This window comes from uncultured Sphaerochaeta sp. (assembly GCF_963676625.2).
GTDB lineage: Bacteria > Spirochaetota > Spirochaetia > Sphaerochaetales > Sphaerochaetaceae > Sphaerochaeta.
Window position 1 is genome coordinate 793,017 of the sequence record NZ_CAXXYB010000004.1, and the last position, 14,451, is coordinate 807,467.

At 44.9% G+C, this 14,451-nt stretch carries 15 protein-coding genes and 1 pseudogene; 6 read left to right on the plus strand and 10 right to left on the minus strand.

Features of this window, described 5'->3' with window-relative positions:
* Window positions 1–33: 33 nt before the first annotated feature.
* From ACHZBG_RS06730 to ACHZBG_RS06750, 5 genes are all read right to left on the minus strand, one after another.
* The gene (locus tag ACHZBG_RS06730; protein ID WP_320128685.1) at window positions 34–1,380 is read right to left on the minus strand and encodes an ADP-ribosylglycohydrolase family protein; all 1,347 of its coding nucleotides are present in this window, start codon (window positions 1,378–1,380) and stop codon (window positions 34–36) included.
* A gap of 16 nt (window positions 1,381–1,396) precedes the next feature.
* The gene (locus ACHZBG_RS06735; RefSeq protein WP_320128686.1) at window positions 1,397–2,230 is read right to left on the minus strand and encodes a carbohydrate ABC transporter permease; all 834 of its coding nucleotides are present in this window, start codon (window positions 2,228–2,230) and stop codon (window positions 1,397–1,399) included.
* Window positions 2,227–3,117, minus strand: a complete 891-nt coding sequence (locus tag ACHZBG_RS06740; RefSeq protein WP_320128687.1) for a sugar ABC transporter permease — start codon at window positions 3,115–3,117, stop codon at window positions 2,227–2,229. The genes ACHZBG_RS06735 and ACHZBG_RS06740 overlap by 4 nt, the downstream gene beginning before the upstream one ends.
* A gap of 86 nt (window positions 3,118–3,203) precedes the next feature.
* On the minus strand, window positions 3,204–4,544 hold the full coding sequence (locus tag ACHZBG_RS06745; RefSeq protein ID WP_320128688.1) for an extracellular solute-binding protein: 1,341 nt from the start codon (window positions 4,542–4,544) through the stop codon (window positions 3,204–3,206).
* The gene (locus ACHZBG_RS06750) at window positions 4,541–4,735 is read right to left on the minus strand and encodes a hypothetical protein (RefSeq protein ID WP_320128689.1); all 195 of its coding nucleotides are present in this window, start codon (window positions 4,733–4,735) and stop codon (window positions 4,541–4,543) included. The genes ACHZBG_RS06745 and ACHZBG_RS06750 overlap by 4 nt, the downstream gene beginning before the upstream one ends.
* A gap of 247 nt (window positions 4,736–4,982) precedes the next feature.
* Between ACHZBG_RS06750 and ACHZBG_RS06755 the strand changes: the two genes are divergently transcribed.
* Window positions 4,983–5,423 carry a helix-turn-helix transcriptional regulator gene (locus ACHZBG_RS06755; RefSeq protein WP_320128690.1) on the plus strand — a complete coding sequence of 147 codons (441 nt, stop codon included), beginning with the start codon at window positions 4,983–4,985 and terminating at the stop codon, window positions 5,421–5,423.
* A 257-nt stretch (window positions 5,424–5,680) separates the two neighbouring features.
* Here ACHZBG_RS06755 and ACHZBG_RS06760 read toward each other — a convergent pair whose 3' ends face one another.
* Complete coding sequence (locus tag ACHZBG_RS06760) at window positions 5,681–5,869, minus strand: IS3 family transposase (RefSeq protein ID WP_394699340.1); 189 nt, start codon at window positions 5,867–5,869, stop codon at window positions 5,681–5,683.
* 30 nt (window positions 5,870–5,899) lie between these two features.
* Here ACHZBG_RS06760 and ACHZBG_RS06765 point away from each other — a divergent pair.
* Window positions 5,900–6,016 (plus strand): annotated as a pseudogene (locus ACHZBG_RS06765) (IS3 family transposase); the annotation flags it as partial.
* Between the two features lie 219 nt (window positions 6,017–6,235).
* Here the strand turns inward: ACHZBG_RS06765 and ACHZBG_RS06770 are convergent.
* Window positions 6,236–6,367, minus strand: a complete 132-nt coding sequence (locus tag ACHZBG_RS06770; protein ID WP_320128691.1) for a hypothetical protein — start codon at window positions 6,365–6,367, stop codon at window positions 6,236–6,238.
* Window positions 6,368–6,458: 91 nt separating this feature from the next.
* On the minus strand, window positions 6,459–6,857 hold the full coding sequence (locus tag ACHZBG_RS06775; RefSeq protein WP_320128692.1) for a helix-turn-helix transcriptional regulator: 399 nt from the start codon (window positions 6,855–6,857) through the stop codon (window positions 6,459–6,461).
* 687 nt (window positions 6,858–7,544) lie between these two features.
* Here ACHZBG_RS06775 and ACHZBG_RS06780 point away from each other — a divergent pair.
* On the plus strand, window positions 7,545–10,622 hold the full coding sequence (locus ACHZBG_RS06780) for a glycoside hydrolase family 3 C-terminal domain-containing protein (RefSeq protein WP_320128693.1): 3,078 nt from the start codon (window positions 7,545–7,547) through the stop codon (window positions 10,620–10,622).
* 234 nt (window positions 10,623–10,856) lie between these two features.
* On the opposite strand, the gene ACHZBG_RS06785 is transcribed toward ACHZBG_RS06780, so the two are convergent.
* On the minus strand, window positions 10,857–11,198 hold the full coding sequence (locus ACHZBG_RS06785; protein WP_320128694.1) for a hypothetical protein: 342 nt from the start codon (window positions 11,196–11,198) through the stop codon (window positions 10,857–10,859).
* Window positions 11,183–11,641, minus strand: coding sequence for a hypothetical protein (locus ACHZBG_RS06790; protein WP_320128695.1), 459 nt, complete (start codon window positions 11,639–11,641; stop codon window positions 11,183–11,185). Before ACHZBG_RS06790 ends, ACHZBG_RS06785 begins: the two co-directional genes overlap by 16 nt.
* Window positions 11,642–11,792: 151 nt before the next feature.
* On the opposite strand from ACHZBG_RS06790, the gene ACHZBG_RS06795 reads away from it, so the two are divergent.
* The 3 genes from ACHZBG_RS06795 to araD are packed head-to-tail and all read left to right on the plus strand — an operon-like array spanning window position 11,793 to window position 14,396.
* A complete protein-coding gene (locus ACHZBG_RS06795; protein ID WP_320128696.1) occupies window positions 11,793–12,662 on the plus strand; it encodes an L-ribulose-5-phosphate 3-epimerase in 870 nt (289 codons plus the stop codon).
* Complete coding sequence (locus ACHZBG_RS06800) at window positions 12,646–13,695, plus strand: hypothetical protein (protein WP_320128697.1); 1,050 nt, start codon at window positions 12,646–12,648, stop codon at window positions 13,693–13,695. Before ACHZBG_RS06795 ends, ACHZBG_RS06800 begins: the two co-directional genes overlap by 17 nt.
* Window positions 13,695–14,396: an L-ribulose-5-phosphate 4-epimerase gene (gene araD / locus ACHZBG_RS06805; protein ID WP_320129232.1), complete on the plus strand. Its 702-nt coding sequence runs from the start codon at window positions 13,695–13,697 to the stop codon at window positions 14,394–14,396. Before ACHZBG_RS06800 ends, araD begins: the two co-directional genes overlap by 1 nt.
* Window positions 14,397–14,451 lie beyond the last annotated feature (55 nt).

Consider the following 14,451-nt stretch of genomic DNA (forward strand, 5'->3'; position numbering starts at 1 on the left):
TTTTGAAACCGTTAAAAGGAAGCTTTGCTATCCCTATATCAATTCGACCGTTCGCCTAGCAAGATCCGATATGCGCATCATCCCGAAACCATCGATACCACTTTTTATCGTATCGTGTAATGGTTCAATCCAAGAAGAAGGCAAGGCCTCGGAACCGACCATCATTCCGACAATGGAACCAGTAGTGGCGGCATTGCAATCAGTATCGAAACCAGCACATACACAGATACCGACTGTTTTTTCAAAATCAGCATTCCCCCACAACAATCCAACCACGCAAATCATGGCATTGGAGATTGTATGACACCAATCATGACTTACCCGCTCATCAAAACGAGCATGAATACATGTAAGACAATCTTCAGAAGACAGCGTTCCTTCCTTGAACCAAACCAGTACGGTTTCAATAGCGTCAAAAAGCCGTGAATGTTCAGGAATCTCTCCCAATCCGGCTTCAATGATATCGACCATATCATGACTGACAGCAGCTCTCGATATCATTGCGGCAATGAACATTTCCCCATAGATGCCATTCTTGGTATGGGAGATGGATGCATCCTTCCAGGCCAGGGCCGCCGCTGCCTCAGGATCCCCAGGGCAGATATAGCCGAACAAATCTGCACGGATTTGTGCACCGATCCATTCCCTGTAAGCGTTTTCGTACGAAGCGGAGTATGGGGGCAATATGAGATTGGTGAAATTGCGGTAGGCAATACGTTCAGCGGTACAGGCATGCAAGAATTGCAAGTTCATCAACCAACTTTCCGCCATATCCTCGCTCGTAAAGTTCTTTCCATGCTCTTCCACTGTCTTCAGATTCAGTATGGTATAGTTTGTATCGTCATCTTCAGGACCGTATGCAACGTTGTTTATCCAATTGACCGTATTGCTTCCATATACATGCCCCTCATCCTTGATACCGTACTTCTCACGGATCTTTGACGAAACGGCAGAAGAAAAATAATGACGAGGAGGATAGTTACCAGTATCCTTCAACATTCCGATGATTCTATCTTGCATCCAACTTTCTACGGGCTGTCCAAGCAGACATCCGGCACAACGGCCCAGCCAGGCTCCGTATATACTGCGGTACAAGTCAGAAGGTACAGGAACCCGGTCTGTATGGTTTGCCAGACACCGCTCTGCCTTGATGGTTTGTAAATCGGAAGGCTCACTGTAGGGAAAGTCGGGCCTACGGGGTGCCTCATGCAATTTCTTTGCAAGAGCCTTTGCCTCCTGCTCCATACCATGGCCATTGGCAAACATCTCGGTTATGGTCTTCACTGCATCTTCGAATTGCTTGACCTCGAGTCCTTCATCCAGGCATTGCCGATATTCGGTAGCGATCGATTCAGAATAGGTCAGCCACATTGTATTCATTTCATTTCTCCTTTTATCAACCTTTTACACCACCTGCAGTCATACCATCGATGAATCGATTCTGCAGGAATACAAAGAACATGATGACAGGCACGGAAACCATGACGGCAAAGGCCATCATGCTGCCCCATTCCGTTACGTATCTGCTGGTAAATCCATAGAACTTAACGGCAAGGGTCGTCACTGAATCCGATTGCAGGAACGTAACGGCGAACAAGAATTCATTCCAACACCAAAGCCCTACAATCAGGGCGACGGTAAGGATACCAGGCTGTACCAAGGGCAAGACAATCTTCCAGAAAACCTGCCAGGAAGAGGCTCCGTCAATTACCGCGGAATTGATGATATCCTTGCTGATCCCAATGAAATACGTATGCAGCAGGAAAATGGCAAAGGGACTGAAAATCGCACTGTAAACGAACATCATCGGAACCAAATTGTCTATAAGCCCCAGCTTCTGCAACATAAAGAACAAGGGAATGATGAACAATTGTTTGGGAATCGTATTGCAGACGAGAAAATAAACGGAAAGGCCATTGGTGAACCGCATCTGCTTGCGCGAAAGAGCATAGGCTGCCATACAACTGGATACAATGGTTATCACCAACGTACCGACGACAAGCACAAGGCTATTGACGGTCGCATGAAAGACTTCGCCCTGGACCCAGGCATTCTTGTAGTTGGCAAACTGTGGGACCTTAGGCCAGGAGAGAGGATTGGTGGTGATTTCCATCCTCGTCTTGAAGCTATTCAGGACCATCAAGGAGAGCGGCAACAGCGTCATCAAGGTCATGAGGATTAAAAGCACCCACATCATGGAGGTTCCGAATCTGTTTTGACGACAGGTCATACGGCATCCTCCTCCTGTAATTGCATTCGTACATAGAAAACAATCACGATACCGGCAAGCAGGCTCATGATCAAAGAAATTGCCGACCCCTTCCCCACTTCATGCGTATAGAAGGAAGCCCTATAGGAAAGCGTGGACAACATTTCCGAGCTATTGGCAGGACCCCCTCCTGTGAGAATCCAAATATAGTCGAAGGTCAAGAACGACCAGATGATCGTCATCAACATCATGAACATGATGTTGCTTTTGATAGACGGGATGATGATCGAGAAGAACTTGCGCCAAAACCCGGCACCGTCGATTTCAGAGGCTTCGATGATGCTCTCATCGACTTGCCTCATCGCCGCAAGGAATATGACCGCGAGGAACCCCCACCAATGCCAGCAATCGATGAACATACAAGTCCAGATCGACTGTCCGATTTGTGTAAGGGGATTGACCAGATTCGTCGAGAATATGCCCAGATGATTGATATATCCGAGGATACCGCTCCGAGGATGCAATATCATGGACCCAAATATTGCACAGATGACAACAGGGCTGATGATATTGGGAATAAAGAAAATCGATTGCAAGGCTGTTCGTCCCCGATTGACGAACAATAGGATGACAGCAATTACCAAAGAAATCATGATAGGTACAAGCAAGAAAAAAATAGTCCACTTGATATTGTTCGTGATTGCTGTATAGAAATTTCGTTCATGAAACAGCTCAATGAAATTATGTATCCCATTAAATGTAGGGATCCCCAGACCGTTCCACTCCGTAAAGGAGAGCAAGACAGTTGCTATGGCAGGAATCAGTATTACAGAAAAATTGATGACCAATGCAGGCACCATGAACAATCCATCTGAAGATTGCAAGCCTGTTCGAATTTTTTTCGTCACGATAATGTTCCTTTTTCTTGATTCAATCGCGCCGGCCTGGCATATGCAGACCGACACGGTATTCACTCAAAACAGCAATCAGAAAATCAATCAGGAAGTTTCGGTACGGTACCTGCCTTCAGATCAGCCTGGAAGGCACTATCAAGTCCTTGCAGATAATCCTGGACACTCATTGTTCCCAGAAACACTTTCTCAATGGAATTCCAAAGAAGCTGATCGGTCTTCTCCGGCCAGAATGTCCACGTGGTGTAGCCATACTGCCCGGCATTCACGGCATCGCCAATTTCGTCTATGCAACGGGCATACCGGGGATCGATACGATCACCAAAATCCTTTCGATTCAATGTATTGATCGGCAAATTCCATTCCCCGGGCCAATCGGCATTCAGATTCACGATTACTTGTTTGTCACTGAACAAGGTATTCAACAACTGTGCAACGGCATCGGGTCGTTTGGATTTCGCATTGATCGACAACGTAGCCCCGATTCCCAACTCATATAATGGATAGGGGACATCCGCAGCGGAAGGAAGCGGAGCCCAATCCCATTCTTCGCCAGTTTCCTTGAAGAAGTTGTCGATCCTCTGGAAATTCCATGTCCCTGACGGATACATGGCCGCCTCACCGGAAGCCAGTACGGAGAGTGAATCTTCATCCGAATAGGAAAAATAATCGGGAGTGAAGTACTCCGAGAAGAACCGTTTCAAGGTTTCCGTGGCATTGACAAAACAAGGGGATGTCCAGGGCAATTTTCCTTCCAAGGCCTTCCTGATATTCTCGGGCCCGGCGATATGGTTAAAGAAAATTGTTACATAATGCTCGTTGGTCGGACGCCAATTGGCATTCCCGGATACAATCGGCGTTATTCCTTTTGCCTTGATCTCGCTACAGAGTTTCTCGTAGTCAGCCCAGGTTTTCGGAATTTCCCACCCATACTTCTCGAACATGGTCTTGTTGTAGAACAAAACCATGGTTTCATACGTTTTCGGCAAAGCATAGAGGTGTCCGTCGATGGTACCCAGCTGCAACATCATCGGAAAGAGTGTCTTGTCCCAACCATAGCTCTTGGCGAAATCATCCAAGGGATACAGATATCCTTCATTCGCGAACTCCTGGACATACGAGGGACCTGCCGTCTGGACCAAATCGGGTCCTGTACCGGAAAGCATCGCAGTACGAAGATTCTGGTCATAGTTCGCATCGAAGCGAATTGTTACTTCATAATCCTTTGCCCGGCTATTGACAACATCGATAAGGTCTTTCCGCAGATGCTGTTCATGTTCGGGTGTGGTGGTTTCATACAACCAAAACACATTATCTTTCTTCTCGCTTGTCTTGCTGTCGCTATTCTTTTCTTGGGAACCGTTGGCAAAGCCAACCCCAGTCAGGAGCAACAGGCATGACAGAATCGCCATGAAACGTTTCATTCTTCAATCCTCCTTAAAATTCGAACGTATCCAAGACACGTATGATCGACATACGACTGACGCAAGAAATACCAAGGGTAGAGGAATATTCCTGTTTTTGGGGAATCAGGAAGACCTGTCGAGATCTGCAAGTCACAGCAATCAAGCGGCATACCCTGGAAACCGATCATTACCAAGAAAAGGTACACCACTGACCCAAGTGGGCACTGTCATTTCGCATTTTGCAAGAATTGCATGCAATGGTCGAAGTCCTGGCCATGGATGTCCCTACTATCTGATTGCACTCCCCTTGGTCCAAAAGTTAGACCTATGGTATGTACCCCCTCAAATTTAATTACTTACGTATTTTTACTATTGTTCTACGCCCTTAGCTAACTTATGTCAAGAAGATTTGGTTTTTTCTTTTAACTTGCCACTCCGTTTTTTGGTACTTCCGTTATGATTATAGTCATGCGAAAAAAGAATTGTGGGGAAGGATTCTGGGAACGTGTCGACTACCTGCTCAAGCAACGAAATATGTCTCAGACTAATCTTGCCCATATGACAGGGATAGCTGACGGTACCCTTTCCTCAGCCAAGAACAAAAAATCAATTCCTCTTGCGGATACGGCCGTGAACATAGCCTCGGCACTCAACACTACCGTGGAATATCTGGTTTCCGGGTATGATGTCCATGACAAAGAAATCGGGGACAAGGAACTGGAAGAGTCTGTGCGATACATTTGCACGAGCCGACCTGCCAGTCGCTTTGCCAAGGCTATGCCGTTCCTGTCACTTTACCAGTATGAAACCCTGGAATGTCTACTTAGAAGTTGGGGAATCAAGAATCCCGAGGAAATTACATTCGAAGAAAATGTTGCCGATAAGCTCGACACTTAGGACTGTCTCCTGCCTATATCCCTTCAACAAGAAAACCTCCAAAAGGAGGTTTTCTTGTATATACGCAGGAATGTGGATTTACAGGGAAGTGGATGAATCACACATACTTCCCTGTATTGGACTTGCAAGGCAACTCCAGAAGGGGAAGATGATAACCCTCCATAGAAAGAGTCTTTTATTGCTCCCTTGATACCGTTGCAAAGTTGCTACTTCCTCTCCAAGAAAAAAGCGGCACCCCTGGCTGAACTGGCTACGTTTTATTGGACACGATAATCGTTATGGTACATCGTCCTCATTCTATACTCAATTGGTGACATACCATGTAATACGCTATGAGGACATACAGTATTGTACTCCTCAACCCAATTCATGATCAGCTGTTTCATCCTTGCGTAATCCACAAGTTCCATCCTGCCGTTTTTCATCATTCCCAACTCATCTTTCATATGCGTTCTTGGTTTGGAATATCGCTCGAAGAATTCTGTGCACAACTTGATGCTTATATCTATTGGTACAATGAAGAGAGAATTAAAATGTCGTTGTGTGGCAGAAGTCCTATGGAATATCGTAGGAGTCTTGGGTTAATATCATAGAAAAGTCCAACTTTTTGTCCGCACCTCCCAATGACAAGCGAATACAAAAAAACTAGGTTACCGGTCTCCGGTGCAATACCGTCAATCAGTAGCCTGGCTCTCAGAACTCTCCAACTCTATGGGGAAAGTTCATCTTTGGAGGTTGTTTGTTTTCAAGTACATTAGGATTGATGGATAATCAAGATGAAAAGGTTTACCCCTCTTTGTTCAGTTAAAAACCTATAGCTCCCTTACCCCGTCATCTGTCTTGCAGAATTGAATGGAAAAGATATCCTTGTACTGAGGAAACAAGACAAGGTAGTCCTTTGTCATTTGCTCGGCAATCTGTTCTTTGTAATCCGGGTTTATCAAACCGACACAGCACCACAATACATACCAGGGGTTTGTTTCATGCTTTCATGGATAGTCATCAACTCTGGGTTTTCTGTAATCGATCGGGCTCTCATTGCTCGTGAATAGGGATGCCCATGGACTTGATGACTGCAAGGATTGTCTGTTGTTGCTCAAGATTCAGAAAAGGGAGAGCCTGGGCAATAATGGTATTATATTTTCCTTTCTTTATTGTCTGAAAAGCCAATTTGAGATCCGGTTCGTCTGCAAATTCACCGAAGGCACTTTTATCTATCCCAGTTACGAGATACTCGACTGTTGTATCGAGCGCCTGAGCAATCTTCACCGCATTGTTGGAAACAGGAATATTGCCTCTCTTGATTGCCGAGGAAAGGAATCCGGTGCTCAGCCCCGTCATGCGGGACAAGTCCGACTGGGACAGTTGCTTCACGACAAGAAGATCCAGCACTCTCTGCCAGAAACTCCCAGTACTTTCCTGATACTTGTTCATGTTCAAAGTATACGATAGGGAAAATTTGAAGACTCGCAATTACTAGCAGAAAGAGGAAAGTTTTCCTTGACAATACTAGGTTTTGCTAGTAAAAATAGCTAATAGATAGTTATTCCGAGTTTCACAATACATGCAAGGGCCTCAATAAAACCAAGGAAAGAATAGAAGAATATTTAAAAACTCGGAATAACCACTTTGAAATAAATTGAACAGTCAGGAAAACCAGTAAGCAGAACCTCGCAATTAGTTTCTTGATTTGTCTTGAATCAATATATCTGAAAGTGATCACCTTTAAGGAATGGAGGGAACCAATGTACTGCCTTCTTGTTACCGCTGGAAATAGAAACAAAAGTTCAGGAGTGCCAATTCAGGGGGTATTTTGAGATTCAAAGCCTTGTTTTTTCCAAAATAAGATAATTTTCAATAGAGCATTGTATCGCCAAGAAGATCCAAAAACGCAAAGTTGCACAGAAATAGGGAATGCAAAACAAACCTTTCGACACTGTCCGCAGTGTCTTTAGGGGTAGGCTTTTTATGCCTATTCAACATGCTGAAAACTGGTAAGCAAGGTGAGATTCCGAGGGAGGCGGGGATACATCTCGAAAAGGGCATCCATTTCTGAAGCTCTTTGGTTTTTACGATTTTTATTTCCATCAAGTATCATTTTTTGACACAAGGAGGAACAAAGTGGTCAAAAAACATTGTAAGACAGGGATTTTCAAGACCCTGGTCTTTGTATTGGTCATATGCAACAGTATGGTCTTATTCGGTGCAGGCGCCAAGGATTCATACCCTGTTCTTGCAGGAACATCTGCTGAAGAAACAAAAGATTTGCCTTTCATTCAACCGATGACGTCAACAAAGGTTTCGGGACGTGAGATTGCCAATAGTAAGATTTCGCTGAATGCGGCAACCCAAGGTATGGTTCTTCTTGAAAATGAGAACAATGCATTACCGATACAGAAAAATGGCAATATTGCCCTATTTGGTAGTGGTTCTTACTATACTATTTCCGGTGGAACTGGATCAGGGGATGTGAATGAACGTGAAACCGTGAACGTGGAGCAGGGTTTCCAGAATGCGGGATATACCGTTACGACAACTGAATGGATAGATGCATATGGAAAAGCCTGGAACGAAGGTTATGAAGCTTCCAAGCATGCAAGAAATTATATGCTTGACGATATGGCAGTGACCGATACAGATATAAAGAGAGCAAAGGCGAAAGGCTCAAATACCGTTGTTTATGTCGTTGCACGGGTTTCCGGAGAGGGTTCGGACCGAGAGATAGCCAAGGGAAATTACTACCTTTCTGACCAAGAATTTGCCAATATCCAAAAATGTGCCAAGAATTTTGATACGTGTATCGTTGTATTGAACGTCGGGGGTGTAATCGACACCAACTTCTATGATGAAATTGATGGCATTGATGCAATGTTGCTTATGTCCCAAGCAGGACAGCGCGGTGGCGACGCCGTTGTACAGGTCCTTGCAGGTGAGGTGACACCTTCCGGAAAACTTACTGCAACCTGGGCAGAAAAGTATGACGACTATCCGGCTTCCGCAACAATTGCCGACCATGATGGTGAGGCGATGCAAGAAGATTATGAGGAAGGTATCTATGTAGGTTACCGATATTTTGATACGTTCAATATTACCCCCGCATATGAATTCGGCTATGGCCTTTCCTATACTGATTTTGCCATTGCTGTCGATAATGTGACCGCGAACAAGGATAATGTAGCAGTTACCGTGACAGTCACAAATACAGGAAGCACCTATTCTGGAAAGGAAGTCGTACAAATCTATTTCTCTGCACCTGATGGAAAGCTCGAGAAGCCCTACCAGGAACTGGCGGCGTTTGGAAAAACCGACGAGTTGAAGCCTGGACAATCCCAAACCCTTACCCTTACCTTCAAGACTACGGAGATGTCCTCGTATGACGAGCGGAGCGCTTCTTATCGAATGGATGCAGGAAACTACGTGATTCGTGTGGGTAATTCGTCAAGGAACACGTCTGTCGCTGCCATTCTTGAACTGGATAACTTTGTCGTAACAGAAAGGTTGAGCAATCAGATGACTGAAGAAAAACCCTTGAAAGAGCTGAGCAAGGGTGATGCTGATCCTTTTAGCTATACAGGTGAAAAAGAGGAAATAACCAACGCAAAAATCCTGGTGCTGGATTTCAGTGGCTTTAAGACAAATGACAATGCTTCAGTGTATGACAGTGAAGATGTGAATGTATATGTTTCCGCTACGACCGAAACTAAATACCTGCATAAGGGCGGAACCGTAACAATCGGCTCTTACAGTGGTAAGACGCATTCTTATTATGAGAATGTAATTAAGTTTGCCGATAAGAATGGAAAGTTGATTGATTATTCAGGATACACCCTGAAGGATGTCTATGACGGAACCATCACCATGGAGCAATTCGTCTCGGCGTTCAGTCTTGAAGAATTATCCAATATTGTTGTTGGCAGCTATGGCTCTGGGTCCTCGGCAATCTTCAGTGAATACAATGATGGCACGTTTGTAGGTGCCCAGGCGAAGAGTGTAGTCGGAGCCGCAGGTGAGACCTTTAACATTGACGACAAGTATCTTCCTGGTGTCGTAATGGCAGACGGACCTGCCGGGTTGCGTATTTCACAGAACTATCAATTGATGGAAAACGGTAAGACCGTGGATTATTACCATTATTGCACTGCTTTCCCGATAGGAACCCTACTTGCCCAGACCTGGGATCCTACTGTCATTATGGGAGTTACGGCGGCGATAGGACAGGAAATGGAAGAATATGGCGTTAGCGTTTGGCTTGCTCCCGGAATGAATATACAGAGAGATCCTGCATGTGGACGCAACTATGAATACTATTCGGAGGATCCTTATTTAACTGGTATCATGGGCGCAACGGCAACAAAGGGTATACAAAGCACTCCTGGAATTGGAGTTACGATCAAGCACTTTGTCTGTAACAATCAGGAGACAAACCGTAATAAAGTCAACAATACCATAAGTGAACGTACATTACGTGAAATCTATCTCAAAGGTTTTGAAATGGCTGTAAAGCAGGGGCAACCGATGGCAATCATGACATCGTACAATCTGAATCAGGGCATTCCAGCCGCTGACGATTATGATCTTTGCACGGATATCCCTCGTGGTGAATGGGGTTTCACAGGCTTTGTAATGACAGACTGGGGTGGTGGACAATCAAAGCCAATTTACTCCATGCATGCAGGTAACGATATCATCATGTCAGGTGGTGATCCGAATGTAATTTTGACAGGCTTCACGGATATGGTTTATCCGACATTCCTTCAAAACGGTGTTCCGCACGTGAAATTGATTGAGAAGACAACGTCACACGGTACCTACCAGAAGGAAATCTATAGCTGGGGAGAATTCAATCCAGGGCCTGAAGGTCCCGTTGAAATATCGACCACAGTTGCCGCCGATGTTGATGTTGACCAAGCAAGGATTGACAAAATCATTGAAGCCTATGGTAAATGCGTGAAAGTCACCATAAATAGTGACGGTACGAAAACCGTAAAGTATTTAGGCACCGTAAAGGATAAGAGCGGACAAAATATCAACATAAGCTTGGGAGATGTACAAAAGAGTGCTGTCAATATCTTGAATGCGATAATGGCAAGCAATAATTTTGCTGCACAGTTCAAAGATGTCGAGGCACAGTCCTATACAGAAGCGCATAAAGACTTGCTGACAAAGTATCTGTTGGTTGATAGAAAAACCGTAAAATAACATTTTACATAGTTTTTCTATAAAAAATTGAAGTGCTGCACTATAAAATGTGCGGCACTTTTTAGCTATGACAACTATGTCATCATTCTAGGGTGAAATTCCCAAGGCAACTCCCCCATTGAATCATTACGAATAGCAAATAAAGCCTCTGGTTTTTTCATGGTGCCTAAACTTTACTCACATCCCAGCCTAGTGCCAGGAGACTACTAGCAAAATCAGTTGAAAAAATTCCAGTTATATCTCCCTCACCCCGTCATCCGTCTTGCAGAAATGAATGGAAAAGATATCCTTGTACTGTGGAAACAGTGCAAGGTATTCCTTTGTCATTTGTTCGGCTATCTGTTCCTTGTAATCCGGATTTATCAGTCCGACGCAACAACCCTTGAAACCAGCCCCGCTGAAACGACCACCGTAGATGCCAGGGATATGTTTCATGATTTCATAGATAGCTATCAGTTCAGGACATCCGGTCTCCCAGTAGTTGATCGAGCTATAGCCCGATTCAAATACCAACTGGCCAAAGGCTTTGAGATCTCCCTGTCTCCAGGCAGCAACACCCTTCACCACTCGGCCCATCTCTGAATAATAGTGCAAGGCCCGTTTGGCAAAGACAGGAGGCAAATGATCTTTCCATTATTCATATACTGCAACAGGAACATCGCGAAGCCTAGAATCCTTGTACAAGCCGTATTCAAGGCCAGCCAAGGCTTTGAGATTATAGGATGCACTCTTGGCTTCATCGACGCATGTGTACCAAGATTCCTGGAAAGACCAGAAGAGAACACAGCCAACTCAAAGACGGGCATGTTTGGATTGGAGGGAATAAGGGAATAACTATCGTCTTTGGTATCGAGATAGAGCAGCTGGTCTTTCTTGCAGAGAACCTCACAAGACTGATCAAGTTTTCCTACGTTGATACCCACATACACATTCTCTGCATACAAGACAATGGTAATCAACTCAGAAAAAGAAGGGCCCTGCTGATTCGAGAATTTAATGCTGCCGGTGAATACATTCATATTGCCCTTGTTCTTCACTTTCTGGTATTCTTTCCAAGGATGAACATTATCAGCAATAGATGTTGATCCTTGCGTTTGTAGTTCCATCAAAGAATTGTGAAACTTGTTTGTATACAGCAGCATTACTTTTAGCAAAGTAAAGGAAAACAAAGTGAGACATTATTTGATTGGACTCTATGAGAAAGCTATGCCCAGCGAACTCTCTTGGACCGAAAAGTTCGTTGAGGCTAAAAATGCGGGTTTCGACTATGTGGAAATCAGCATTGATGAGACCGAAGCCAAATTAGCCCGTCTTGATTGGAATGAGAAAGAAATTCTATCTGTTGTCGAAGCAGGTCGGAAAATCGGTATGAAAATAGGCTCCATGTGCCTAAGTGGACACAGGAAGTACCCTCTAGGTGGTCCCAATTCCCGTAATCTCGAAATCATGCAAAAGGCAATTGATTTTGCCTCTATCGCAGGAATTCCAATAATTCAAATTGCAGGCTATGACGTCTATTACGAGCCTTCCACTGAAGACACGAGAAAAGAATTCGAGCAGAATTTGGAATTGTCCGCCAAAATGGCAGCAAAGGAAGGAATTCTTTTGGGATTTGAGACCATGGAGACCCCTTTCATGGATACCGTAGAAAAATCAATGCACTATGTGAATACAATTTCCTCTCCTTTCTTGCAGGTCTATCCTGATTTGGGAAATTTGACCAATGCCTCATTGCTATATGGCAAGAGTGTGGTCGAGGACCTTTCTACGGGGGAAGGCCACATACTGGCGGCACACATCAAGGAAACTGTTCCCGGAAAATATCGAGAGATACCTTTTGGCACGGGGCAGGTGGATTTCAAGACGCTCCTGGCAAAGACCTGGAATATGAAAGTACGTCGCTATGTGACTGAACTTTGGTATACAGGCAACAGTGATTGGCGTGACCAAATCACCAATGCAGCTACCCTGGCAAGAAACATCCTGGACAAACTGGACAGGGAACAGGAGAGAGGAAAAGAATATGCTCAAGATAACTAAAAAGAAGATCGATACCATTGAAAAATGTTATTGCGTGGCTCCTTTGCTCTGGCAGGATACTTTCCATTTCTTGGCAGCTGGAGAGAAAGCTGGCCCTTGCAGAGTATTCGATGCCCAGGGAAAAATAGAGGAAACACTTTGGATGGAACCTGGTGGTGTAATGAGCATGGCCCAGATTCCTGGCAGCGATGGTTGTTTTATCACTACCCAAAAAATGTTTTCCCCCAATGATTCCAAAGAAGCATATATCGCCTATGCGCACCCCACGCCAAGTGGATGGCAACGAAATGTATTGGTAAACCTGCCGCATGTGCATAGATTCGATGTATATGATTTCAAGGGAATACACTATCTCATCGCTTGCACTTTAAAGAGTTGCCATGCATTTGAGGATGATTGGACCAGTGCCGGGAAAGTATATGCAGCGATTCTTCCTGAGGACCTGACAGTTTTCGATGAAGAACATCAGTTGCCTCTTGAAGTAATCAAGGACGGCCTGTTCCATAACCATGGTTATTACAGGACAGCCAAGGATAATGGCCCGGCTTCATTGATTTCCGCCGATAATGGAGTATTCTTGTTTGCTCCCCCGTTGGCCAAAGGAGAAAAATGGAGAATCGAGCAATTGCTGGATATTCCTGTCAGTGATGCTACCTTGGTGGATTTCGATGGAGACGGGAACAAGGAACTTGCAATCATCGCTCCCTTCCATGGCGATACCCTTGCCGTCTATAAACCCATCAAAGGCAAATATACGCAGATATGGACTGCCAAAGAAAAACTGGAGTTCCTGCATCCACTCTTTGGTGGGAACATCTGCGGAAAACCCTCCTTGGTTTGCGGTTATCGAAAAGGAAAAAGAGAGCTTTTTCTGCTTCAAATTATTGATGGAGTATACACGATGACAGTATTCGACAGTAATTGCGGACCTGCAAATGTCATTCATTTCATGCAGGAGGACAAGGATGTCATCATCTCGGCCAACAGGGAAACAGATGAGTTGGCATATTATACATTCGAAGAGGTGCAATGATGTTGGAACAATTGAAACGAGAAGTGTTTGAAGCAAATCTAATGCTGCCCAAGTATAATCTGGTGACCTTTACCTGGGGTAATGTCAGTGGCATTGATAGAGAAAGGGAATTGATGGTAATCAAGCCTTCCGGGGTGAGTTACGAGCACCTGACTGCCCGTGAAATGGTTGTGGTCGATTTAAAGACTGGCAACGTTGTGGAAGGAAACTTGAACCCGTCAAGCGACACCCCGACACATCTGGTATTGTACCGTGCCTTCAAGCAAGTGGGAGGCATCGTGCATACCCACAGTCCCTGGGCCACCTCCTTTGCCCAGGCAGGACAGGGAATTCCTGCCTTGGGTACCACCCAAGGGGATTACTTCTATGGTGATATTCCCTGTACTCGCAAGATGACCTCTGACGAGATCAATGGCAAGTATGAACAACAGACAGGAGAGGTAATCGTACAGACTTTCAAAAATCAGGATCCAATGCAAATGCCCGGGGTACTCGTGCATAGCCATGGACCCTTCACCTGGGGCAAGGATTCCCTGGAAGCGGTGCACAACGCCGTGGTGATGGAACAAGTGGCGATGATGGATTACCACTCTTTGATGCTCTCGGATTTTCAGGTGCCTGCCATGCAACAGGTATTGCTGGACAAGCACTATCTTCGCAAGCATGGAAAGAACGCTTATTACGGACAAAAGATGCAATAAAAATCCGCAATAAAAAAAGGGAAGATTGGTTCATCCAACCTCCCCTTTTTTTATG

Coding starts and splice junctions, on each gene's coding strand:
- ACHZBG_RS06730 (WP_320128685.1), bottom strand. CDS start 1,380: ATGAATACAATGTGGCTGACCTATTCTGAATCGATCGCTACCGAATAT.
- ACHZBG_RS06775 (WP_320128692.1), bottom strand. CDS start 6,857: ATGAACAAGTATCAGGAAAGTACTGGGAGTTTCTGGCAGAGAGTGCTG.
- ACHZBG_RS06735 (WP_320128686.1), bottom strand. CDS start 2,230: ATGACCTGTCGTCAAAACAGATTCGGAACCTCCATGATGTGGGTGCTT.
- ACHZBG_RS06785 (WP_320128694.1), bottom strand. CDS start 11,198: ATGGGCCGAGTGGTGAAGGGTGTTGCTGCCTGGAGACAGGGAGATCTC.
- ACHZBG_RS06800 (WP_320128697.1), top strand. CDS start 12,646: ATGCTCAAGATAACTAAAAAGAAGATCGATACCATTGAAAAATGTTAT.
- ACHZBG_RS06755 (WP_320128690.1), top strand. CDS start 4,983: ATGATTATAGTCATGCGAAAAAAGAATTGTGGGGAAGGATTCTGGGAA.
- ACHZBG_RS06760 (WP_394699340.1), bottom strand. CDS start 5,869: ATGAAAGATGAGTTGGGAATGATGAAAAACGGCAGGATGGAACTTGTG.
- ACHZBG_RS06745 (WP_320128688.1), bottom strand. CDS start 4,544: ATGAAACGTTTCATGGCGATTCTGTCATGCCTGTTGCTCCTGACTGGG.
- araD (WP_320129232.1), top strand. CDS start 13,695: ATGTTGGAACAATTGAAACGAGAAGTGTTTGAAGCAAATCTAATGCTG.
- ACHZBG_RS06790 (WP_320128695.1), bottom strand. CDS start 11,641: ATGAATGTATTCACCGGCAGCATTAAATTCTCGAATCAGCAGGGCCCT.